General features: G+C 66.0%; 17 protein-coding genes and 1 riboswitch. Of the genes, 6 read left to right on the top strand and 11 right to left on the bottom strand.

Going from position 1 to position 23,322, the window contains the following annotated elements; genetic code table 11:
- Window positions 1–35 precede the first annotated feature (35 nt).
- Window positions 36–2,987 (bottom strand): TonB-dependent receptor plug domain-containing protein, encoded by a 2,952-nt coding sequence (locus LNV23_RS16075; RefSeq protein ID WP_263563896.1) that lies wholly within the window; start codon window positions 2,985–2,987, stop codon window positions 36–38.
- A 134-nt stretch (window positions 2,988–3,121) separates the two neighbouring features.
- Here LNV23_RS16075 and LNV23_RS16080 point away from each other — a divergent pair, with 134 nt between their 5' ends.
- Window positions 3,122–4,096, top strand: a complete 975-nt coding sequence (locus LNV23_RS16080; RefSeq protein WP_263563897.1) for a LysR family transcriptional regulator — start codon at window positions 3,122–3,124, stop codon at window positions 4,094–4,096.
- A gap of 6 nt (window positions 4,097–4,102) precedes the next feature.
- On the opposite strand, the gene gshA is transcribed toward LNV23_RS16080, so the two are convergent.
- On the bottom strand, window positions 4,103–5,398 hold the full coding sequence (gene gshA, locus LNV23_RS16085) for a glutamate--cysteine ligase (protein WP_263563898.1): 1,296 nt from the start codon (window positions 5,396–5,398) through the stop codon (window positions 4,103–4,105).
- Window positions 5,399–5,574: 176 nt separating this feature from the next.
- On the opposite strand from gshA, the gene LNV23_RS16090 reads away from it, so the two are divergent.
- Window positions 5,575–5,979 (top strand): response regulator transcription factor, encoded by a 405-nt coding sequence (locus LNV23_RS16090; RefSeq protein ID WP_263563899.1) that lies wholly within the window; start codon window positions 5,575–5,577, stop codon window positions 5,977–5,979.
- A 126-nt stretch (window positions 5,980–6,105) separates the two neighbouring features.
- On the opposite strand, the gene LNV23_RS16095 is transcribed toward LNV23_RS16090, so the two are convergent.
- The 3 genes from LNV23_RS16095 to LNV23_RS16105 form a co-directional block, all read right to left on the bottom strand.
- Window positions 6,106–7,653, bottom strand: a complete 1,548-nt coding sequence (locus LNV23_RS16095) for an ammonium transporter (protein ID WP_263563956.1) — start codon at window positions 7,651–7,653, stop codon at window positions 6,106–6,108.
- Between the two features lie 69 nt (window positions 7,654–7,722).
- A complete protein-coding gene (gene glnK / locus LNV23_RS16100; RefSeq protein ID WP_102769267.1) occupies window positions 7,723–8,061 on the bottom strand; it encodes a P-II family nitrogen regulator in 339 nt (112 codons plus the stop codon).
- A gap of 47 nt (window positions 8,062–8,108) precedes the next feature.
- A complete protein-coding gene (locus LNV23_RS16105) occupies window positions 8,109–8,846 on the bottom strand; it encodes a TorF family putative porin (RefSeq protein ID WP_263563900.1) in 738 nt (245 codons plus the stop codon).
- Window positions 8,847–9,139: 293 nt separating this feature from the next.
- Between LNV23_RS16105 and LNV23_RS16110 the strand changes: the two genes are divergently transcribed.
- A complete protein-coding gene (locus tag LNV23_RS16110; protein ID WP_263563901.1) occupies window positions 9,140–10,654 on the top strand; it encodes a YifB family Mg chelatase-like AAA ATPase in 1,515 nt (504 codons plus the stop codon).
- A gap of 10 nt (window positions 10,655–10,664) precedes the next feature.
- Here the strand turns inward: LNV23_RS16110 and LNV23_RS16115 are convergent, their stop codons facing one another.
- A complete protein-coding gene (locus tag LNV23_RS16115) occupies window positions 10,665–12,188 on the bottom strand; it encodes a hypothetical protein (protein ID WP_263563902.1) in 1,524 nt (507 codons plus the stop codon).
- A 3-nt stretch (window positions 12,189–12,191) separates the two neighbouring features.
- Window positions 12,192–13,400 (bottom strand): SPFH domain-containing protein, encoded by a 1,209-nt coding sequence (locus tag LNV23_RS16120; protein WP_263563903.1) that lies wholly within the window; start codon window positions 13,398–13,400, stop codon window positions 12,192–12,194.
- A 150-nt stretch (window positions 13,401–13,550) separates the two neighbouring features.
- Here LNV23_RS16120 and LNV23_RS16125 point away from each other — a divergent pair, with 150 nt between their 5' ends.
- Window positions 13,551–14,237, top strand: coding sequence for a response regulator transcription factor (locus LNV23_RS16125; RefSeq protein ID WP_263563904.1), 687 nt, complete (start codon window positions 13,551–13,553; stop codon window positions 14,235–14,237).
- Window positions 14,234–16,330: a sensor histidine kinase gene (locus tag LNV23_RS16130; protein ID WP_318023247.1), complete on the top strand. Its 2,097-nt coding sequence runs from the start codon at window positions 14,234–14,236 to the stop codon at window positions 16,328–16,330. Before LNV23_RS16125 ends, LNV23_RS16130 begins: the two co-directional genes overlap by 4 nt.
- 27 nt (window positions 16,331–16,357) lie before the next feature.
- On the opposite strand, the gene LNV23_RS16135 is transcribed toward LNV23_RS16130, so the two are convergent.
- Window positions 16,358–16,858, bottom strand: coding sequence for a glycine zipper 2TM domain-containing protein (locus tag LNV23_RS16135; protein ID WP_263563905.1), 501 nt, complete (start codon window positions 16,856–16,858; stop codon window positions 16,358–16,360).
- Between the two features lie 170 nt (window positions 16,859–17,028).
- A complete protein-coding gene (gene metH, locus LNV23_RS16140) occupies window positions 17,029–19,773 on the bottom strand; it encodes a methionine synthase (RefSeq protein WP_263563906.1) in 2,745 nt (914 codons plus the stop codon).
- A gap of 75 nt (window positions 19,774–19,848) precedes the next feature.
- A riboswitch (S-adenosyl-L-homocysteine riboswitch) is annotated at window positions 19,849–19,964 on the bottom strand.
- Between the two features lie 85 nt (window positions 19,965–20,049).
- Here metH and LNV23_RS16145 point away from each other — a divergent pair.
- Window positions 20,050–21,252 carry an HD-GYP domain-containing protein gene (locus tag LNV23_RS16145; RefSeq protein ID WP_263563907.1) on the top strand — a complete coding sequence of 401 codons (1,203 nt, stop codon included), beginning with the start codon at window positions 20,050–20,052 and terminating at the stop codon, window positions 21,250–21,252.
- A 16-nt stretch (window positions 21,253–21,268) separates the two neighbouring features.
- Here LNV23_RS16145 and LNV23_RS16150 read toward each other — a convergent pair whose 3' ends face one another.
- Together LNV23_RS16150 and LNV23_RS16155 are read right to left on the bottom strand one after the other, a co-directional pair.
- Window positions 21,269–22,330 (bottom strand): homocysteine S-methyltransferase family protein, encoded by a 1,062-nt coding sequence (locus LNV23_RS16150; protein WP_263563908.1) that lies wholly within the window; start codon window positions 22,328–22,330, stop codon window positions 21,269–21,271.
- 122 nt (window positions 22,331–22,452) lie between these two features.
- Window positions 22,453–23,178: a PEP-CTERM sorting domain-containing protein gene (locus tag LNV23_RS16155; protein ID WP_263563909.1), complete on the bottom strand. Its 726-nt coding sequence runs from the start codon at window positions 23,176–23,178 to the stop codon at window positions 22,453–22,455.
- Between the last annotated feature and the right edge of the window lie 144 nt (window positions 23,179–23,322).

A 23,322-nucleotide genomic window follows, 5' to 3' on the forward strand; every position in this document is an offset into this window, starting at 1 on the left:
CGCGGCCGAGGCCGCGTTCGGGACTGTCCGCGTGTTTACTTGAAGGTGTAGCTCGCGCTCACCGAGAAGCGACGGCCCAGCTGACCGGCATTGCCCGCATCGTAATAAGTCCAGGGCGAGACCGGGCCGTTGGTATTGGGGTAGGTCCCTTCCAGATTCAGCACGCTGAAGGAGAGCACCAGGTCCTTGAAGCCCTTGTAGCTGCCGCCGATGTCCACGGTGTTGGTGGCCGAGACATAGCAGTAGTCATTGGCACGCAAGAAGCTGTTGTAGGCCGAGCTCGAGGTCTGGCAGGTGTCGGTGGTCGAGCTCTTGAGCTTGTCCACATGGTTCAAGCGCGCAAAGCTGCTCCAGTCACCCAGCTTCCAGTTCAGGCTGACCGTGGCCTTGGTCTTGGGGATGTCGTTGGTGGTGGTGCCGATCGAGTAGGTGGTGTCGCCATTGGCCAGGATCTTGTAATCGAAGCGGCCGGTGTAGGTGCCTTCGATCTTCAGCTTGAACTCACCGATAGATTCGGTGGGCATGCGCGCCGACAGTTCGTAGTCCAGACCCGAGGTCTTGGTCCAGTTGTAGTTGCCGTACTCGCGCACCAGCATCAAGATCGGGCCGCTGTTGGGCACGCCCGGCAGCCAGGTCGCAGGATTGGGATCACGGATGACCTGGCGGTTCGGCGTGGACGGCGACTTGTTGGCGTCTTCCATGATGTCCACCCCGCGCTGCGAGCGGATCTCGTTGTTGCGCTGGAAGTACCAGGCATCGAGGCTCAGGTCCACATACTTGGTCGGCGAAAGGATCACCCCCAAAGTAAAGGAGCGCGACTTCTCAGGCTTCAGATTGGGGTTGGCGCTGATGGTGGTGGCGATGCTGCCCGGGTTGGGCGTGCGCGAGCTGAAACCCAGCACATTGCAGTCGCGGTTGTTGGCCGGGTCGGCCTTGCTGACCGGCCGGTCCGGGTTGCTCAGGTCGCAGCGCAGATTGTCGGCCACCGCATAAGTTCCGAAGCTGTGGAAGGACGAGGCGTAGGAGTTGCCGATCTGCGAGATTGAGGGCGCGCGGAAGCCAGTGGCGGCCGTACCGCGCAGGGCCACGAAGGAAGGCATGGCGCTCCACTTGAAACCCAGCTTGCCGGTGTTGGCGCGGCCAAAGTCGCTGTACTTCTCGGCGCGCAAGGCGGCTTGCACTTCCAACGCCTTGTGCACCGGCAGGCTCAGCTCGCCGAAGGCCGCATAGGAATTGCGCGAACCTGAGGTTCCATTGGCCACCAAGCCGATGAAGTCCCCGCTGGTGTAGGCCTCGTTCGGGCTGGCCGACAGGGTCTCGCGGCGGAACTCGGCGCCCACGGCCACACCAGCCATGCCGCCAGCCAGGTTGAACAGTTCACGGCTGGCGCGCACATCGACGGACGCGATGGTGGCCTTGCCGTCGATCACCGCATCCGACGCGATGCTGGCGATGGCAGCGGCGTCGTTGGCCTTGCCGAAGTGATAGCTGTTGGAGGCGATCGCCTTCTTGAGCAGGGAGGAACGCAGCTCATTGCTGCGCACGCGACTCATGTCCTGGCGAGAGTAGAGCAGCGCGCTGTCGATGTCCCAGTCGCCGATGACGCCGCTGATGCCGGCGGTGAAGCGCGAGGCCTTGAGCTCCGTGGTGTCAAAGCGCGGCACATCGGCGAAGCGGTAGATCAGCTGCACGGCTTCCGGCTTGGCCTTGCCATTGGTCGGGTTGTCCGGGTGGCCAATGGGCAGGATGATGGTCGGGAAGGTCTGCAGCGAACCATCGAGCTTGGGCCAGGTCACGGCGGTGTTGGCCGTTGCGCTGCTGAAGATGCTGGTGGTCAGCGTGCGCGGTGCGACATAAGACTCGGTCGTGGTCTTGGACAGCATGACATCGGCATACGCAGTCAGCTCCGAGTTGATGGCGAAGGTGCCGCGCACGGTGGCGCCGATCTTGTCCTGCTTGGCGATTGCCTCGGTGGCGCTGTCCACGTCGTAGCGGCACATGCCATTGGGCATGTTGGCGGTGGTGGATGTGAAGCCGGGCAGGCGGTTGGGCAAGCCCTTGCCCACAGTCAGCTCATCGGGGCAGCCAGCCAGAGAGCCCAGGAAGAACTTGCCCGAGGTGCTGGAGTTGGCGACGCTGATGCCGTTGAGTGTGGTGCTGCCTGAGGTGCTGCTGGGCAGGCTGTAGTAATTGCCCCAAAAGGAGGCGACGCTGGAGGGCGTGAAGCGACTCAAGGAAGAGTTGAGATTCAAGGCCTGGTCATAGAGCTCGGGAGCACCGCGGTCGCGCAGGTCCGGGTACATCACGCGGTCGCGCTGAGAAACATCCACGCCACCGAAGACATTGAAACGGTCGCGGCTCAGATCGCCAAAACCGAAGCTGGCATTGGCACTCTTGGTGCCGCCCACGCCCTTGTCATTGGCGGTGTAGGTGACGCCGGCTTCGGCGCCCTGGTAGTCCTTGCGCAGCACATAGTTCACCACGCCGACCACGGCGTCCGAGCCGTAAATGGCCGAGGCACCGTCCTTGAGGATTTCGATACGGTCGATGGCGCCCTTGGGAATGGTGTTGACGCTGACCAGATTGCCACGGCCGAAGTTCACGTCGACCGCAGCAGCCGGCGCGATGCGGCGCCCGTTGATCAGGGTCAGCGTGCCTTGCGAGCCGAAGCCGCGCAGCGAGATGGTGGACAAGCCGCTGACGAAGCCCGAGGCTGCGCCGTCACCGACCGAGCTCAGGTCGACCGCGCCGGTCGAGCGCAACAACTCTTCGATGGTGCCGAACCCGGAGTTCTTGATGTCTTCGCGGCTGATGGTTTGCACCACCGACGGCGTTTCGCGGTCGGTGCGCTTGATCATGGAACCGGTGATGGTGACCCGCTCCAGCTCGGCCTTGGGTGCGCTGTCGGCGGCCTGCGCCTGAGCTTGGGTGGACGCAGCCAGGCTCAGGATGGCCAGGGCGATGAGGTGAGGACGCTGCTGTTGCACGAGGAATCTCCAACGGTTCTTTGATGAGAGGAGGCGGCCGGCGTCAGGGATACGGCTCCTGGCGTCAACGCTTGCGCAAACCATAAGAGCGCGTCACAAAATCGACATGAGTAAAGGTTTGTTAAAGTGAAAAAATGGTTATCTCCAGCGCTTCCCCAGCTCCATCGCTCGCTCCCGAAGCCGCTGAAACCTTCGTCGCCAAGCGCCTGAGCTTGCGTCATTTGCGGGTGCTGCAAGCTCTGGCTGACTCTGGCAGCCTCAGTGCGGCGGCCGATCTGCTGCATGTCACCCAGCCCGCCGTGAGCAAAGCCCTGGCCGAGATCGAACGCGGCCTAGGACAAACCCTGTTCATGCGCCGCGGCCGCAGCTTGCGCGCCACAGCGCTGGGCGAAAGGCTGGTGGAACTGGCCCGCAAACTCGAGATCGACCTGCAGCGCGGCGGCGGTGACATTGCCTCCATCGTCCGTGGCGCCTCCGGCGAGTTGCGCATCGGCGCCACCAATGCGGCCCTGCCGCAGATCCTGCCGGACGCCATGGCGGCCATGAAACAGGCCCATCCCAACATCACGTTGAGCGTGCGCACCCATGCGCTGACTGGCCTGATCGGCGAATTGCGCGAAGGCCGCCTGGACCTGGTGATCGCGCGCATCCGCCCGCACGAGGCGCCGGCCGATCTGGAGCCGCTGTGCCTGATTGCCCAGCCCGAGGTGGTGGCGATCAGCACCGTCCACCCCTTGGCCAAGGCCAGTGGCAAGTTGGGCTGGGAAACCCTCAATCAGCAGCCCTGGATCTGGCCCCTGCCCGGCACCCGTTCACGCAGCCTGCAGGACCGACTTTGGCAGGACATGGGCATGGCCCTGCCCACCAATCTGGTTGAGACCGGCGACGTCATGCTGACCCTGAGCCTGCTCAAGCGCATGCCCATGTTGACCCTGCTGCCCCAGCATGTGGCCAAGCTGGCGGCACAGAACGGCATCGCCAAGATCCTGCCCCTGGACGCCGACCTCGGCCTGGCCGACCTGACCCTCTGGCATCTGCGCGAACCTCAGACCGAGGTGGTGGAGCGCTTCAAGCAGTTGATGCTCGAAGCCAGCCAAAAACTGGGCTAGACCCGTTTATGCGTAGACCTCGGCTTCGGGGTCGGTAACTTCCAGCTCATAGCTCGCCGCCAGCATGGCCAAGCGGGCGATCACGCCGTACATATAGAAGCGGTTCGGGGCGCTGGCACCGGGCTTTTCGCCAGGGCGTGGCAGCTGCGAGCTCTGGGCGAAGGCCAGGGGCACAAAGCTGGAACCCGGGGCATTGAGGTTCTCTTCGCTGCCGCGTTCGGCATGGATGCGGTAGAAGCCGCCGACCACATAGCGGTCCATCATATAGACCACCGGCTCGGCCACGGCTTCATTGACACGCTCATGCGTGACCACGCCTTCCTGCACCAGCAGCTGGTGTGGCCCATGCCCGCTCTGGAACCAGTTCAGCGCCCCAGCGCCGCGCCGGCCCAGATCGGCCAGCTCCTTGGCATCGCGCAGCATCAGCGTGCCTTGGCTGTGGCCGCCGGCGTCCGGCTTGATCAGCACAAAAGGCTTTTCCTGGATGCCGTAATCCTTGTACTTCTTGCGCGTCTTGCTGAGCACCAGATCGACCTGAGTCTGCAGCGCTTCCAAGCCGTGACCGGCACTGAGATCCTCGCCGCTGACCGGCACCGACATCGGGTGGATCAGCCAGGGGTCCATGCCCAGCAGCTTGCTGAATTTTTTGGCCACTTCCTCATAGGACTTGAAGTGCTGGCTCTTGCGGCGCAGGGTCCAGCCCGCATGCAAGGGCGGCAACAGGTACTGCTCATGCAGATGCTCCAGAACCCGCGGCACGCCTTCCGAGAGCTCGTTGTTCAGCAAGATGGTGCAGGGGTCGAAATCCTTCAGACCCAGTCGACCGCGCTGGCGCAGCAGGGGCTCAACCGTCAGGCTGCTGCCGTCAGCCAGATTCAGCTCCGTGGGCTCGGTGATGGCCGGGTCCAGGCTGCCCAGCCGAACGTTCAGCCCGGCTTGCGTGAAGATGCGTTTGAGGGTGGCGAGGTTGCTGAGATAGAAGCTGCTGTGGGTCTGCTTGCCGGGGATCAGCAGCAGGTTCTTGGCCTCGGGACAGATCTTCTCGATTGCCGCCATGGCGGCCTGCACCGACAGCGGCAACATGTCCTGCGTCAGATTGTTGAAGCCACCCGGAAACAGATGAGTACCCACCGGCGCGAGCTTGAAGCCGGCATTGCGCAGATCAACTGAGGAATAGAAGGGCGGCGTGTGCTCCATCCATTCGAGACGAAACCATCGCTCAATGGCCGGCATGGACTCCAGAATGCGCTGCTCCAGCTCGTTGATGGGACCGGTCAATGCGGTGGTGAGATGGGGAACCATGGTCGGGGTGCTCGGGTCGGGCCGAAGGAGGGAAGGCAGTGCGGCGGGCTGCGTTCGATTCTAGGAGCACGCAGGTGGGGTCAGCCCCGGCTTTGCCAAGGCCACCACAATGAAAAAAGTTTTGCCGCAAGCGATATGCTTGCCCGCATGAACACGCGCAGTCCGGGCAATTCGCCATGAAGGCCAAGATCTTGATCGTCGAGGACCAGGCCGACATCCGTCGCCTGATCCGCTGGGCACTGGAGGACACCGGACATCAGCTTTACGAGGCGCCCAATGGCAATCTGGCCATGGACCTCGCTCGCACCATGCAGCCCGACCTGGTGTACCTGGATGTGATGATGCCGGGTGGCATCGATGGCATTGAAGTCTGCCGCCAGATGCGCGCCGACCCTCGGCTCGCCAAGGCCTTGATCGTCATGCTGACCGCCGACGCCAGCCAAGCCACCAAGACCCGCGCCCTCGCAACCGGCGCCAACTTCTTCCTCGCGAAACCATTCAGCCCGGCCAAGCTGCTGGAACTGACCGAAGTCTTGATCAAGAAACGCCAGGAAAGCGCAGCGCCCGATCACGGGCCATGATCGCGAAGGGCGGCAAGCGGTACGGAGCCGTCGTTCGCGCAATTCAAAACAAAAGCCGCCCGATCCGAAGACAGGGCGGCTTGTGGCTTGCTGAGGCTGCGCGGGGCGCAGCCGAGGGCGCTCAAATCACTTGTGGTACGCCGTCTCGCCGTGCGAGCTGATGTCCAGGCCTTGGCGTTCGTCTTCTTCGCTGACGCGCAGTCCGATCACCAGATCGACCAGCTTGTAGGCAACCAGGGAGACCACAGCAGACCAGATCACGGTCACGCCCACGGCCTTGGCTTGCGTCCAGACCTGACCGGCGATGGTGTAAGCATCGGCCGTCACCATGCTGGCCGTGACCCAGTCGCCGACCAGGCTGGGGCCACCCAGGGCGGGCGAGTTGAACACGCCAGTCAGCAGGGCACCAACGATGCCGCCAACGCCGTGCACACCGAAGACATCGAGCGAGTCGTCCGCGCCGAGCAGCTTCTTCAGACCCGACACGCCCCAGAGGCAGGCAAAGCCGGCGATCACGCCGATGATCAGCGCACCGCCGACGCCGACATTGCCGGCCGCCGGGGTGATAGCCACCAAGCCAGCCACCGCGCCGGACGCAGCTCCCAGCATCGAAGCCTTGCCCTTGTGCAGTGCTTCACCGATGGACCAGGACAGCACCGCTGCAGCCGTGGCCACCAGGGTGTTGATGAAGGCCAGGGCAGCGAAGCCGTTGGCTTCCAGCGCCGAACCGGCGTTGAAACCGAACCAGCCCACCCACAGCAGCGAGGCGCCGACCATGGTCAAGGTCAGGCTGTGCGGGGTGAAGGCTTCCTTGCCGTAACCGATGCGCTTGCCGACCATGAAGGCGCCGACCAGACCGGCCACGGCCGCATTGATGTGCACCACGGTGCCGCCGGCGAAGTCCAGCGCGCCCCATTGCCAGAGCAGACCGGCCTTGCCGTTCATTTCATCGACCACGCCCGCGGCGGTGTAGGCATCCGGGCCCATCCAGAACCAGACCATGTGGGCGATCGGCAGATAGCTGAAAGTGAACCACAGGGCCAGGAAGGCCAGGGCAGCGCTGAACTTGATGCGTTCGGCAAAGGCGCCAATGATCAGGCAAGCGGTGATGCCGGCGAAGGTGGCCTGGAAGGCCGCGAACACGATCTCGGGAATGACCACGCCCTTGCTGAAGGTGGCCGCGTTGGCGAAGGTGCCGGCCGCGTTGTCCCAGACGCCCTTGAGCATCAGCCGGTCGGTGCCGCCGATGAAGGCATTGCCCTCGGTGAAGGCGAAGCTGTAACCGTAGATGACCCACAGCACGATGATCATGGAGAAGGCGACCATCACCTGCATCAGCACCGACAGCATGTTCTTGCTGCGCACCAGGCCGCCGTAGAACAGGGCCAGGCCGGGCACGGTCATCAGAATGACCAGCAGGGTGGACAGCATCATCCAGGTGGTGTCGCCCTTGTTGGGCACCAACACCGGTGCGGCAACGGCAGCCTCGCTGGCAGCGGCAGCGGCCGGGGCGGGTGCTTCGGTGGGCGCCGCGACTGGAGCGGCGCTGGCCTCAGGTGCCGAGGCCATGGTTGTGGCCGCAGCCACCGGGGCCGAAGCCGCGCCATCTTGCGCCCAGGCGGCCGGTGCGAGCACCGCGGCGGCCAAGGCCAGAGTGGCGAGAAGTTTCTTGATGATCATTGCAGATCTCCTACGGATTTGGGGTGCCTTGCTGGCGTCTTGTTGAAGTGCGCTCGGGCGTGTTCAGAGCGCGTCCTGACCGGTTTCGCCGGTGCGGATGCGCACCACCTGGTCCAGCGGAGAGACAAAAATCTTGCCGTCACCGATCTTGCCGGTGCGTGCGGCGCCCTCGATGGCCTCGATCACCTGCTCCACCACGGCGTCGGCCACGGCGGCCTCGACCTTCACCTTGGGCAGAAAGTCCACCACGTACTCGGCGCCGCGGTAGAGCTCGGTGTGGCCTTTCTGGCGTCCGAAGCCCTTGACCTCGGTGACGGTCAGGCCCTGCACACCAATGGCGCTGAGGGCTTCACGCACTTCGTCGAGCTTGAAGGGTTTGATGATGGCGGTGATGAGTTTCATGAGGGTCTCCGGGGTCTTGGTTTCGATCAGACGAGCGATCGTTCAGTTCAGAAGGACTTCTTGGCCGAGAGCACAAAACCGCTCTTGCCGAGGTTCTTGGCCGAGGGGCCACCGACATAGGCGTCGGTGTTGGTGCCGACCAGCGCGGCGCCGAAGGCAATGCCCGCGTACTCCTTGCTCAGGGTGAGCGAGTAGTCGGTGTAGGACCCGGCAGAGTTGTGCTTGACATTCTGGCGGCCCAGATGCGGCACCAATGTGACGCCATCGCCCAGGTCCAGGGTGGCGCTCAGGTCGAGGTAGCCGCTGCCCTTGCTGTCGGCCGTGCCGAACAGATTGGTGGTGCTGTGCGAGTACTTGGCGGTGAAGACGCCGTAGCTCAGAGCGCCGTAGACCTCGGTGGTGTTGGCACTCGGATTGAGGTCATTGCTGGGGTAGATGTAGCCCAACACGCCGACGTCCAGCGTCAGGCCCGCGGCGATTTCGGTCTTGTAGCCGGCGTAGACATCCAGTTCCAGCGAAGCGCCGCCGTTGTAAGGCGCGTCCTTGATCCACTTGATGGTCGAAGCCCAGGTGCCGATGTAGAAACCGTTGGCTGCCGCATAGTCCGCACCGCCTTGCAGGGCCGGCTTGACGCGGCTCTGCGAGATACCGCGATAGCGGTAGTCCGTGGTCACGCTGGCATTGAAACTCAGCGGGCTGGCGGCTTCCTCGGCCTGAGCGGCCAGGGGCAGCAGAGCGCCCAGAGCGAGAGTGAGAGCAGCAGCTTTGGCGAACGATGTCTTCATGCGGAACTCCTGGATGTCAACAAAAGGTGAAAGAAGGAAAACGGAGAAATGCGAGCACTTGGCGGTATGCAGTGCAGCTTCCGTGCCAGCTTTGCGCAACAGCACATCGATCTCCTGACCTCCTCGCCTAGAGCGAAACCCGCAGTGGACGCACCAACTTGGCCTGCCCAGGCCGGGTGCCGCCCGAGTTCGATGCACCCAGTTGGTGCAAAGCACGCTTTGTGTGCCTGTTGGGCGCAGCGGCCGGGCACAATCGGCCCAGGGCCTGGCCTGCAGGGGAGCACAAGCGCACCATGTCTCTGGCAATCGTTCACAGCCGCGCGCTGGACGGCCTGGCGGCCGAGCCGGTCCGTGTCGAGGTGCATCTGGCCAATGGCCTGCCCTCCTTCACCCTGGTCGGACTGGCAGAGACGGAAGTCAAGGAGTCGCGCGAACGCGTGCGGGCTGCCCTGCAAAACAGCGGGCTTTCATTCCCACACAACAAAAGAATCACTGTGAACCTGGCGCCAGCCGAGCTGCCCAAGGAAGGCGGCCGCTTCGACTTGCCCATCGCCCTGGGCCTGCTGGCCGCCAGCGAACAGATCGACCCGCAGCAACTGCCCGAGCTGGAATGCGCCGGTGAGCTGTCCCTGGGCGGCGAGCTGCGCCCGGTGCGCGGTGCCCTGGCCATGAGCTTGGCGCTGCGCCGCGAGGCCAGCAGCCGGCGCCTGCTGCTGCCCGAGGCCAGCGCCGCCGAGGCCGCCTTGGTCGAGGGCGTGGCGGTCCATGCGGCAAGCCATCTGCTGGACCTGGTCGCCGCCTTGCAGCTGGGTAGCGACAACCCGCTGCCGCGCGCGCAGGCGCTACCAACCGCCGCGCCCGCCGGCGAGGAACTCGATCTGCGCGACATCAAGGGCCAGGCTGGCGCCAAACGGGCCCTGGAGATTGCCGCTGCCGGCGGCTTGAGTGTGCTGATGGTGGGCCCGCCGGGCACGGGCAAGTCCATGCTGGCCCAGCGCCTGCTCGGCCTGCTGCCGCCCCTGAGCGAGGACGAGGCGCTGGAATCGGCCGCCGTGCTCAGTCTGGCCGGCCAGTTCCAGCCCGGGCGCTGGCGCCAAAGGGTGATGCGCAATCCGCATCACAGCGCCTCGGCCGTGGCCCTGGTGGGCGGCGGCTCACCGCCGCGGCCGGGCGAGATCTCGCTGGCCCAGCACGGCCTGCTTTTTCTTGACGAACTGCCCGAGTTCAATCGCGCCGCGCTGGAGGCTCTGCGCGAACCCATGGAAACCGGCCGCATCCTGATTTCTCGCGCCGCCCGCCAGGCCGAGTTTCCGGCTCGCTTTCAGTTGGTCGCCGCCATGAACCCCTGCCCTTGCGGCAACCACGGCAGTGCGCTGCGCGCCTGTCGCTGCTCACCCGATCAGATTGCACGTTATCAATCTCGCCTCAGCGGTCCGTTTTTGGACCGCTTGGACTTGTTCGTCGAAGTTCCCGTGCAGGCGCCAGAGCTGCTACAGGCCGCCGCCGACGGCGAATCCAGCGCCGTGGTGGCCGAGCGCGTGGCCCGCGCGCGCCAGCTCGCCCTGGAGCGCCAGGGCTGCAGCAATGCCGGGCTCAGCGCCGCGCAACTGGACCAGCATGCCGGACTGGAACCCGCCGCCCAGGCCTTTCTGATCAAGGCTGCTCAGCGCCTGTCCTGGAGCGCCCGCAGCCACCACCGCGTGCTGCGCGTGGCGCGCAGCGTGGCCGACCTGGCCGGCAGCCCGCGCATCGAAGTGCCCCACCTCAGCGAGGCAATTCAGTACCGGCGCGGTTTGGCGCCTGCGTGAGCTCAAGCCATCAACGCAAGGCCGCCGAAGCCCCACGCCAAGCCGGATCGGCCCAGCGCTGGAAGGCGCCCAGGGCCGTGGCGTCGGGCGACTGGCGCAGCGGCGTCAGGCTCGTGAGGTCGAGCTGGATGAAGCGACGCGGGTTGTAGCGGCCCTCGGCGCGCGACTCACTGGCCAGCAGCAGCTCGCGGCCACCGGGCACCCAGCCGGCGAACTCGACGTAACCCAGGCCGGGCGCAGCCAAGCTCGGCGGCAGCACATCGAGCGTCCAGCCCTGCGGGCCGGCGCGCAGCAACCAGAGCTCGCGCCAGCCATCCAGCGGCTGTGCCGCCAGGGCAATCGCCCGGCCTTCGCGGCTCAGCGTGGCCGAGGCCAGAGGCAGGCGGGCGACGCTGCACTTGCTCAGCAGCAGCTGGCCCTGCTGGCGCAGCTGCAGGCATTGCTCGCCGGGGCTGCTGCCGGCCACCAGGCGCAGCTGCAGCTGGGCGGAGAGCTGGCGCTCCTGCAGGGCCGGCAGCGCCAGCCAGCGCACGGCATTGACGCGCATGGCAGCGTCATTGAATTCGCCCTGGTCGTCTTCGGCCAGCTCGGCCACCTCGACCTGGGCCAGTTCGGCCTGCGCCTCTGCGGCCAGGACCGGGGCTTGGCTGAGGAAAGCGCGGCTCGCGGCCACGGCAGCGCGGCGGCTGCGCAGGCGGTTGGCCTGGTACTGCGGCAGGCCTTGCAACGGCGCCTGCTGCAGGAGCGCAGCACGCGCCTCGTCGCTGGCCAGGCGCTGACTGCTGCTGAGGGTCGTGGGGCGGCAGTCCGGCTGCGTCAGCGCCAGCGCGGCGCGGGCCTTGGCTGTGGGCGTGGCTGCCGGCAGGTTCAAGAGGGCGCGGTAGGCATCACCGGCATCGCAGAGCTTGACGCTGCCGTCGCCCTGTTCGAAGGCCTCGAAGCGCAGGCCATAACGCGCCGCCACATCGAGCAGGCCGGCGCGGCGCACGCCGCTGCTGGCCGCGATGCGCTGGCCCAGCTGGCCGATCGCATCCAGCACCTCGGCACCGACCGCGCTGCTCAGCTCGGCCGCCGGGGCCGCTTGCACGAAAGCGCTGGCCAGGGCCAGGGCCAGGCCCTCCTGTCCCTCCTGCGGCAAAGCCAGTTGCAGCTGCGCCCGCAGCGTGGGCTGATCGCTCGGCAGCGGCAGCAGCTGGCTGCGCCGCACAAAGCCACCGCGTTCGCGCCGGTAGTCCCAGACCTGCAGCCAGTCCAGCCGTTCCCCGCGCAGCTCCACAGCCTCGCCTCGAATCAGGCGGGCCTGCTCGGGGCTGCCTTCCTTGGGCGCGATGCGCAGGGCCGCGCCGTCCTGCAGGACCAACATCGCTTGGCGCGACGGCGCTGCCCAGGCCTGCAGCGCACAGGCGGCCAGAGCTACAGCCACAGTCAGCGAGCAGAGCCAGGTGCCGCGCGAACGTCTGCGAACGTGCACGGGATGCAGCTGGCACCACAGCGGCCGCGCATGGAACAAGGGAGCGGGTTTGCGTTCACGCATGGCTCACTCCTGCACCTGGGTTTGAGCGACCACGGGCTGAGCGGCGTTGCCCAGCAGCCCCGAGCCGATGAAAGCACCGCTGGCCGAAGGCGGCGCGATGATGACCTGCACCTTGTCGGACAGCTTGTCGGCCATGGCCTTCTGTACCAGCAGCGGGTGCTGGCTCAGCAAGACACCTTCGCGCGCCATGCGCTCGGCATCGACCTTGCTCAGCTGGGCAATGCGGTAGGCCTCGGCATCGGCCATCTTCTCGCGCGCACGCGCTTCGGCCTCGGCCTCGATCTGGCGGGCGCGCGCATTGCCTTCGGCCATCTTGATGCGCTGCGCATTGTTGGCCTCGGCCTCCAGCGTGCGTTGCTCAATCTGCTTTTGCTTGAGCGGCAGGATGTGCTTCATCGCCTCCTCCTGGGCGCGCGCCGCGATCAGCTGCTCACGCTCGGCCGCCTCGGCGGCGATTTCGCGGCGAGACTTGTCGGCATGCGCCTCCAGCTCGGACTGCTTGACCTGCTGCGCCTTCAGTTGCAGCGTGAACTGCATCTTTTCGGCGGCCAGGCCTTCGGCCAGCAGGCCGTCCATGCCGGCGCGGTAGTCGGCCGGCAGGTCCACATGGCCGATCTGCAGGCTGCGCAGCTCCAGGCCCTGGCTGGCCAGCTGCTTGCTCAGGGTCTGGGCAATCGCCTGCTCGATCTCGCGTCGCTTGCTGGAGAAGATCTCGCGCACCGTGTGCTGAGCCACGACCGGATAGATCGCTGACTGCAGGGCCGGTTCGATCAGGTCGCGTTCGATCTGCTCGGGCAGGCGCGTGGCCAGGCCCGGCAACTGGCGCGTGTCGATGCGCCAGGCCAGGGTTAGATCCAGGCCCAGCGACAGGCCTTCCAACGATTGCAGCGCGCCGGCACCATTGGCCGCCGCCATGCGGCTGGCGTGGTATGTCTGGTCGCGCAGCGGCAAGGCACGCACCTCGTGCACGCCGGGCAAGCGCAGCAGCCGGCCTTCGTTGGCGCTGCTGAGGCTGCCGGTGAACAGATTGGTGCGCACTGCCACCTCACCGCGAGCCACCGTGTAGAAGGGCGGCACCATCAGCAGGCCGACACCCGCCGCAGCGAGGCCACTGAGCAGCAGCAAGGCCGGCAAGCGGCGCTGCAGGCCACCGCCGAGGCGGGCGGGCAGGTGGCGCAGCGATTCGGGCAGATGCAAGGAGGGGAGCTTCATGGTGGTGGCCTCCTGGGCCGTGGGTTGGGGGGTGAAGCCACTGTCGCTTCTGAGGCCGCGAACACGCCATGCCGGCCACGGGCGGCTTTGCTCCGTAGCGCGGAAGAAAGCTTCCGAGGCAGCACCGTCCGCGCCTCACATAATCCCGCCATGACTCGCATTGCCGTGATCGAAGACGACCGCCCGACCAGCGACCAGTTGGTCGGCTGGATCCGCAGCACCCGACCCGAGCTGCAGATCGACACCTGGTTCGACCGCGACAGCGCCGAAAGCGCGCTGAGCCGCGAGCGTTACGACCTGGTGCTGCTGGACATCGAGCTGGGCCGCGAGCGCCATGCCGGCGTGGCCCTGATCAATGCCATCAACAAGCTGCACCAGGGCACGCCGGTGCTGGTGATCTCGGCCATGCCGGCGGCCATCTACCGCGGCATCATGAAGGCGCTGGACGCCTGGGACTATCTGCAGAAGACCACCTTCAGCGAGGCCGAATTCGTCGACACCTTTCTGGACATGCTGCGCGCCGCGCGCAGCCGCCAGACCGCGCCCGAAGCGGTGCAAGGCCTGGTGCTGGACCCGCTGTGGCAGCGCTCGGCCATGTGGCGCGGCCAGCGCATCAACCTGCCGCTGACGGCACAGCGCATCCTCGCCACCCTGGTGCAGCAGCGCGGTGAGGTGGTCAGTTATGAGTCCTTGTTCGACGTGGTCAAGAGCGGGCGCAGCAAGGACAATGTCCGCAAGCATGTGGCGGCCATCCGTGAAGCCTTCCGCGAGGTTGATGCGGCGTTCGACGGCATCGAGAACGTGCCCATGCGCGGCTTCCGCTGGACGGCCCGGTGAGCCTGCTGCGCCGCCTGCCCCGGGTGGCAGACATGCCCCGCCTGCCGCTGCTGGCCTTCCGGAACCGCATCGTCTTCCACGGCGTCTTCCTGCTGCTGGCCCTGGCCACGCTGCTGCTCGCGGTGACGCTGCTGCGCGAAGAGAAAGAGCGCGCCTACCAGCGCTATGCGCAAGGCTTTGAGCACCAGCTGCAAGCGCTGGCGGCGCGGCTGCGCCACCCCAGCGGCCAGTTGGCGCTGCTGAACCCGCAGGCCGAGGCCGAGGATGGCCAGACGCCGCTGCTGCTGCCCTTCTCGACCATCGATTTCGACGACCCCGCCAAGACACGCAGCGCCGTCGAGATGTCCGGCTGCGCACGCGACCAGGGCGAGGGCCGCAGCCTCTGCCTGGCGCTGGGCAGCAATGCCTTTGCCGGCGGTTTTGTCTACGCCATCGGCTCGCTGCCGGCCGGCCCGCTGCAGGGCCGCCAGCCGGGTCAGCTGCTGCTGGATGAGGTGCATCGGGTGCGCATCGGCGTGCAGTGGCGCGGCCAGAACCAGCAATGGCTGGCGCCCTTCGAGGCGCAGAGTGGCGGGCGCTTCCAGCAGCGCGGCCGGCTGACCGGCTTTGAAGTGCCGCCCGGCGAGACCCAGCTGCGCCCGGCCCGCCCGGACCGCGATTTCCGCGGCTGGTTGTGGCGTGAAGGCCCTTGCCTCGCCGATGCCGCACCCTCCAACGCCGACGACTGCCCGCGTCAGACCCTGTTCTCTCTACGCGTACCGGTCGCGGAATTGCAGCAAGCCCTGGCCGCGCCGCGCGAGCTGGTCTGGCCACCGGCCGATCTGAGCCAGCTGCGCCTGCACATCGAGCTGCTGGGCCCGCAGGGCGCTGAGCTGTTCGACAACCAGGCCGGCCCGGCCCATTCGCCGCTGACCCTGGGTGGCCTGGGCCGTGAACTGCAACGGGGCGAGCTGCTGCGCATCAGCCAGCAAGGCCGCAGCGTGGCCGAGCTGCGCGGCGCCGCGTCCGAGCCACTGGACACCCTGCCCTCGCCTTGGCTGACCCGCCTGATCCGCCGCCTGCCGCTGAGCCAGACACCACCGCCCCCGCTGGCCGAGGCCGAAGTGCTGACACCGTTGGGCCGCTACCAGCTTCGCCTCAGCGGCGACTGGCGCAGCGTCGACCAAGCGCTCAGCGCGGTGGCGACGCGGGTGTCTTGGCTGGTGGGCGCCATGCTGGGCGCAATCTTCCTGGCCTGGGCCATCATCACACTGGGCCTGATGCGCCGCATCGCCCGGCTCACGAAGCGCGCCGCGGCCGTGTCCTACAACATGCAGCCGGCCCGCATCGACGAGCGCATCGGCGAGCTCGATGTGGCCGATCTGCGCGGCCGCGACGAGCTGGGCATTCTGGCCGGCACGCTGGCCGATCTGCTCTCACGCGCCAAGCTGGCACTGCGGCGCGAGCAGCTGCGCGCCGAACATGAGCACGACATGTGGCATGCGGTCGGGCATGAAATCATGTCGCCGCTGCAATCGCTGCTGGCCCTGCATCCGCGCGAAGACGACCCCAAGCGCCGTTATCTGCTGCGCATGCAGCAGGCGGTGCGCGTGCTCTACGGCACCGCCAGCCCCAGCGAAGCGCTGGCCGCCGCCGCCCTGAACCCGCAGGCCCTCGATCTGGCCGCCTTTGTGCAGCTGATTGCCGAGAACGCGGCCGATGCGGGCATCGCTGCGGTGCAGCTGACGCCCTGGCAGGCGGGCGCGCTGCCGGTCGATGCCGACGAACATGCGCTGGAGGATGTCATCGCCCATCTGCTGCGCAATGCCGACCGGCACCGCCACCCCGGCACCGCCATCCGGATGACGCTGGAGCAGGCCAATGGCATGGCACAGCTGCATGTGGACAACCAGGGCGAGGCCATCCCGGCCGCCCTGTTCGATCGCATCTTCGACTACGGCGTCAGCAGCGCCACCGAGGGCGCCGAGCACCGCGGCCAAGGCCTGTTCGTCGCGCGCAGCTACCTGGCCCGCATGGACGGCCGCATCGTCGCCAGCCACTTGCCAGACGGCGTGCGTTTCTCGATCAGCCTGCCGCTGCGAACCGTCACTTGAAGCGGCGGCGACCGTCGCCGCGTGATTTCAGGCTTGGTGTTGCCACTGGCCATTGCGGACCCGCAGCACATCGCCGACCTGGAACTGCGGATCGCTCTCGCGCACAAAGCTCTGCACGCGGCCGTCGTCAAGCTTGACGCGCACCACCCAGACCCGATGCGCCTTCTGGCGCTTCTCGATCTCATTGCCGGCCATGCCGCCGGCGACTGCCCCACCGACGGTGGCGATCTTCTTACCATTGCCGCCGCCGATCTGGTTGCCCAACAGGCCGCCGATCACCGCGCCACCCACCGCGCCCAGGCCGCTGGCCTTGCCTTCGCGGCTTTCCTCATGGACTGAGAGCACACGAGCGCAGTCTGAACACAAAACCGACGACTCGGTCTTGCCGGGTGCTGGCTCGCGCTCGGCCTTGCTCGGCAGTGCCGCTGCTGTCGCCACGGGCGCAGGCACGGCTTCGGCCGGCCCTTGTGAACGACCGACGGCATAGGCGCCGCCCAAAAGAACCACAGCGCCGAGGACGCTGGCCATGATTTGACTGGAAGAAAAGTGCAAAGGGGCTTTCATCAAGAGACTCCGCGCCCGCCAAAAGGAGTCAAAAACAGCGGGCAGGGTTCGAGGTTCCCACGCGCCGGAGCATTTCGCGACTTTCTGCACGAATCAGTTGTAAGCGAGCGTAGGCACGCGCTGGCTGCTGCCGCTCAGAGCAGCGGTGCCAGCGCCCGCTCGGCCGCTTCCTTGCTCAGCGCCATGCGCTGCGCCCAGTCGGACACCTGGTCTTCACCGATGCGGCCGACATTGAAGTAGGCCGCGTCCGGGTGCGCAAAGTAGAAGCCCGAGACGCTGGCAGCCGGCGTCATGGCCATGCTGTCAGTCAGGCCCATGCCGATCTCCTCCGGCGTCAGGGTCTGGAACAGCGCGCGTTTGACCAGATGGTCGGGGCAGGCCGGATAGCCCGGAGCCGGGCGGATGCCACGGTACTGCTCCTGGATCAGCGCCTCGTTGCTCAGCGCCTCGTCCGCGGCATAGCCCCAGAACTCGGTACGCACACGCTGGTGCAGGCGCTCGGCGAAAGCTTCGGCCAGGCGGTCAGCCAAAGCCTTGAACATGATGGCGGAGTAGTCGTCGTGGTCGGCCAGGAACTGGGCTTCCTTCTTCTCCACGCCCAGGCCGGCGGTGACCGCAAACAAGCCGATGTAATCCGACACCACGCCCTTGGGCGCGATGAAATCGGACAGGCAGCGGTTCGGGCGCTTGACCCCATCCACCACCGGCCGCTCGCTCTGCATGCGCAGGCCATGCCAAGTCATCAAGACCTCGCTGCGGCTCTCATCGCTGTAAATCTCGATGTCGTCGTCGTTCACCTGGGCGGCGGGGTAGAGGCCGAATACGCCATTGGCCTGCAGCCAGCGGCCCTTGATTAGGCGTTCCAGCATGCGTTTGCCATCGCTGAAGACACGCTGCGCCTCGCTGCCGACGATCTCGTCCTTGAGGATGGCCGGGAAGGGGCCGGCCAGATCCCAGGTCTGGAAGAACGGGCCCCAGTCGATGGCTTCGGCCAGGTCGGCCAGGTCGTAGTTGCGGATCACGCGGCGGCCGATGAACTGGGGCACCGGCGGCTGATAACTAGCCCAGTCCACGGCATGCTTGTTGGCGCGTGCCTCGGCCAGACTGACCATGGGCGTCTGCTTTTTATTGGCATGCAGATGGCGGACCTGCTCGTAATCGCTGCGCAGGTCGGCGATGAATTTGGCGGCGCGCTCGTCCGAGAGCAGATCGCTGCAGACGCCGACGCTGCGCGAGGCATCAGGCACATAGACCACCGGGCCTTCGTAATGCGGCGAGATCTTGACGGCGGTGTGCACGCGGCTGCAGGTGGCGCCGCCGATCAAGAGCGGCGTGCCGCGCGAGCGGAAATGCTCGTCGCGCTGCATCTCGGCGGCCACATGCTGCATCTCCTCCAGGCTGGGCGTGATCAGGCCAGACAGGCCGATGATGTCCGCACCTTCCTCCTTGGCCTTGGCCAGGATGTCCTGGCAGGGCACCATCACGCCCATGTTCACGACTTCGAAGTTGTTGCACTGCAAGACCACGGTGACAATGTTCTTGCCGATGTCGTGCACATCGCCCTTGACGGTGGCGATGACGATCTTGCCCTTGGGTTTGGCCTCGCCGCCGGCGTCGATCAAGGCCTTCTTCTCGGCCTCGATGTACGGCAGCAAATGCGCCACCGCCTGCTTCATCACGCGGGCCGACTTGACCACCTGGGGCAGGAACATCTTGCCGGCGCCGAAGAGATCGCCGACCACATTCATGCCGGCCATCAGCGAGCCTTCGATCACATGCAGGGGCCGGCCGCCGCTGGCCTGAATGGCTTGCCAGGCTTCCTCGGTGTCGGCGTCGATGAAATCGGTGATGCCATGCACCAGGGCATGGCTGAGGCGCTGGTTCACATCACCGGCGCGCCAGGCCAGCCGGGCCGTGTCGTCGATGGCCATGCCCTTGGCGCGCTCGGCCACCTCGATCAGGCGCTCGCCAGAATCTGGGCGGCGGTTCAGCACCACGTCTTCGACACGCTCGCGCAGTTCGGCATCGAGGTCGTCGTAGACGCCCACCATGCCGGCGTTGACGATGCCCATGTCCATGCCCGCCTGGATGGCGTGGTACAGGAAGACCGTGTGGATGGCCTCGCGCACCGGGTCGTTGCCGCGGAAGCTGAAGGAGACATTGGAAACACCACCCGAGACCTTGGCGCCGGGCAGGTTCTGCTTGATCCAGCGCGTAGCTTCGATGAAGTCGACCGCGTAGTTGTTGTGCTCTTCGATGCCGGTGGCGATGGCGAAGATGTTCGGGTCGAAGATGATGTCCTCGGCCGGAAAACCGACCTCGTTCACCAGGATTTTGTAGGCGCGCTCGCAGATTTCGATCTTGCGGGCGAAGGTGTCGGCCTGGCCCTGCTCGTCAAAGGCCATGACCACGGCCGCGGCGCCGTAGCGGCGCACCAGCTTGGCCTGGCGGCGGAACTCGGCCTCGCCTTCCTTCATCGAAATGGAATTGACGATGCCCTTGCCCTGAATGCATTTGAGGCCGGCCTCGATCACGCTCCATTTGGAGCTGTCGATCATGATGGGCACGCGGGCGATCTCGGGCTCGCCGGCGATCAGATTCAGAAAGCGCACCATGGCCGCTTGGCTGTCCAGCATGGCCTCGTCCATGTTCACATCGATGACCTGGGCGCCGTTCTCCACCTGCTGGCGTGCCACCGCCAGGGCCTGCTCGAACTGGCCGTTGAGGATCATGCGGGCGAAGGCCTTGGAGCCGGTCACATTGGTGCGCTCGCCGACATTGACGAACAGCGTGCCGGCGCCGATCTGCACGGGCTCCAGGCCCGAGAGCTTCATGGCGGGCGGAATCGATGCGGCAGCGGGGGAGGTGGTGTGGGTCATGGCGGCCTTTGTCGCAAAGGCGGAGCCGCGTACTCACCGCAGCCCCGCACGTGCTCAATCAAGAAAACACAGAGGAATCGGTGAGCGTCGTTGCCGGGCGCCGGCCCTGCGGTTTCCCCGGGCTGCACCTGTCCGAGCCTGGCGGCACACTTGGCTGAGTGTGTGAACCCGTCGCAACGCTCCTCGGACAGCTGCATTTTACGCACCCCACTGTGTCCGAACTCAAGCAAAGCCGGGCAAATGCCGACAATCTACCGTGAACCCTGAACGACCATCTTGGACCTGATCCAACTCCCCCCCAACAGCCTGCGCATCGGCCAGGTGCTCAGTTTCGCCCTGCGCGACGCCGAGGGCAATCTGCTCTTCGCCGCCGGACAGCCCCTGCCCAACACGCCCCAGGTGCAAGCCCTGATCGCCCGCGGTGCCTGGGTCCAGGCCCATGAAACCAAGGAGTACCAACGCGCCCTGGCGCACAAGATGGACACTTTGATGCACCAGGGCGCGGTGCTCGCTGACATCGTCAAAGTGCAGGCCGACTTCCGCCAGGAAAAGGCGCAGAAGGTCGAGCTCGGCGAACAGGCCGCTTGGGCCGATCTGCAGATGCATGCCCGCAGCCTGCTGCGTGAGCCGAAAGCCGAGGACTTCAAGCCGCGCTTCCAGCAACTGCACAACGATGCCCTGGCGCGCTTGAATGCCAAGCCCGATGCCGTCCTGATGCTGCTGATCCTCGAGGCCAGCCTGGATTTCCAGAGCTACAGCGACCGCCACGCCCTGCTCAGCCTGGTGCTGGCGGAACTCTGCGCACGCCAGCTGGGCTGGCCCGAAGACTGGCGCCTGGCACTCACGCAAGCAGCGCTCAGCATGAACCTGAGCATCACCGTCCAGCAGGATCGCCTGGCCTCCCAGGAGGACGGACCCAGCCATGCCCAGCAGCAAGCCTTGGTCTCGCATGGCGACCGCAGCGCCGAGCTGCTCGGCAGCCTGGGGGTCAAGTCTGAACTCTGGCTGAAGACTGTCTGCCTGCATCACGACGCCGGCCCCGGCCCGCTGGCCGGCCGCGCTCCGGCCGAACAGCTGGCGCGTGTGCTGCGCCGCATCGACATCTTTGGTGCCCGGCTGAGCCCACGGCGTTCACGCCAGGCTATGGCTGGCGCCTCGGCCGCGCGCGCCGTCTTCCTGGATGAGCTGAAGCAACCCGACGAAGCCGGTGCGGCCTTGATCAAGACCACTGGCCTTTACCCGCCCGGCAGCTTGGTGCGTCTGGCCAATGGCGAGGTTGGCATGGTCATCAAGCGCGGCCACAGTGCCACCGAGCCCCTGGTGGCCTCCCTGCTCGGCAAGAGCGGCAACCCCTTGAGCGAGCCGGTGCCGCGCGACACCCGACTGGCCAGCCAAGCCATCGCGGCCAGCCTGGCGCCGCATGAGCTGAAGCTGCGCGTCAACGTCGACAAGCTGCTCAAGCTGGCCGGGGCCAGCTGAAGTCAGACTTGGGTTTTCAGGCAGCTTGTTCGCTCAGCTGGCTCAGGAACTTGGAGCCTGAGGGCCGTGGCTGGTAGGCCGACACACCCTTGGCGATCGCCGCGATGTGATCGGGCGTGGTGCCGCAGCAGCCGCCGGCGATATTGAGAAAACCGCTGCGCGCGAACTCGCTCATCAACCGGCCGGTGACATCGGGCGTCTCGTCAAAGCCGGTGTCGCTCATGGGGTTGGGCAGTCCGGCATTGGGATAGCAGCTGACCGCCACCGCACCGGCCGCCTTGGCCAGCTCTTCGATGTATGGGCGCATCAGCGTGGCGCCCAGCGCGCAGTTCAGGCCAATGGCCAGGGGCTTGGCGTGGCGCACCGAATGCCAGAAGGCGGTCACGGTCTGGCCCGAGAGAATGCGACCTGAGGCGTCGGTCACCGTGCCCGAGATGATGATGGGTAGGCGCTCACCGGTGTCCTCCATCAGCTCATCCAAGGCAAAGATGGCCGCCTTGGCATTGAGCGTGTCGAAGATGGTCTCCACCAAGAACAGATCAACCCCGCCCTCCAGCAAACCCTTGGCCTGCTCGTAGTAGGCGGCGCGCAAGGTGTCAAAATCGACATTGCGAGCACCAGGGTCGTTGACATCGGGGCTGATGCTGGCGGTGCGCGGCGTCGGGCCGAGGGCGCCGGCGGCGAAGCGCGGTTTGTCTGGCGTGCTGTATTTGTCGCAGGCGGCACGGGCTAGGCGGGCCGCGGCCACATTCATTTCATAGGCATGAGCCTGCAGGCCATAGTCTTCCTGCGCCACGGTGGTGGTGCCGAAGGTGTTGGTTTCGATGATGTCGGAACCGGCGGCCAGGTACTGCTCGTGGATCTGGCTGATGACATCGGGCCGGGTCAGCACCAGCAGGTCGTTGTTGCCCTTGAGATCGGTCGCGTGCTCGGCAAAGCGGGCGCCACGGAAATCGGCCTCGCTCAGCTTGTAGCGCTGGATCATGGTGCCCATGGCGCCATCGAGGATGGCAATGCGCGTTTGCATGATCTCGGCCAGGCGGCCGCCGCGGGTGTAGGTGCTGGCTGAGGTGTTCATGGCGACATTGTAGGAACGCTCGACTGTGCCAGGCTGAAGCACGGTTGACTCCAACACCCTCCGGACGAAAAAAAGGCCTGCAGAGCAGGCCTTTTGGCGATCTGCGCAGCGCGCAGCTCAGATCACTGGGCTTGGCGGCGGCGACGTGCCACACCGGCCACGGCCAGACCACCGGCCAGCATCAGCAAATAGCTGGACGGCTCCGGCACGGCAGCAGCGATGGTGCCGTTGACGCCGAAGGGCAGTTCCACCGTCAGGGTGGAGCCGGCATCGATCAGCTGATTGAAGCTGCCGTTAGAGGTGGTGGATGCCTGAGCCGCATTGCCTTCTCGTGCATCGGACGTCGGCGGCGCCCAGGGGCCCGAAGCCAGGGAGCCGGTAAGGCTCCAGCGCAGCCAGTAGCTGCCAGCCGCCAGTTGGAAGTCGCTGACGTCAGCGTTGGCCTTGTAGATGCCGCGCTGAGTGTTGGTCAGCGTGGTTTCGGTGACGCGGTAGCCTTGCAGACCGCCGTTGGTCACGGCGCCACTGCCTGAGGCCACCACGGTGCCGGTGTTCACGTCGCCGGAAACGATGCTCCAGGTGGCGCCAGTGAAGGTGAAGCCGGTGGAACCAGTTTGGTAGCCGAAGAAGTCCAGGCTTTGCACATTCCACACAGTGCCAGCGGCAACCGTGAAGTCGTCGGCCACGGCCAGACCTGCGGTCGTGTTGGCACCAAAGCCAAAAGTCGTGGCCGGCAAGGTCAGCACGGACAAGCCATTGCCGCCCACCACCGGGCCATTGCTGTAGATCACGTCAGCATGTGCGGCGCCTGCGGCAGCCAACAAGCTCAAGAGAATCAGTTTTTTCATTTCCACTCCGTCATTGAATTGCGTTACCCGCAGCCCAGGGCGTCCAAACCCCGGATCTGCATCCCTCGTTTGGCGCACAACTCCCGTCCGCCATCGAGCACACAAGTTAACAGCGACACAAATACTTCACATCCAAGGAACTAC

This window comes from Kinneretia sp. DJ1R-11, from assembly GCF_025717595.1.
Lineage (GTDB): Bacteria > Pseudomonadota > Gammaproteobacteria > Burkholderiales > Burkholderiaceae_C > Paucibacter_A.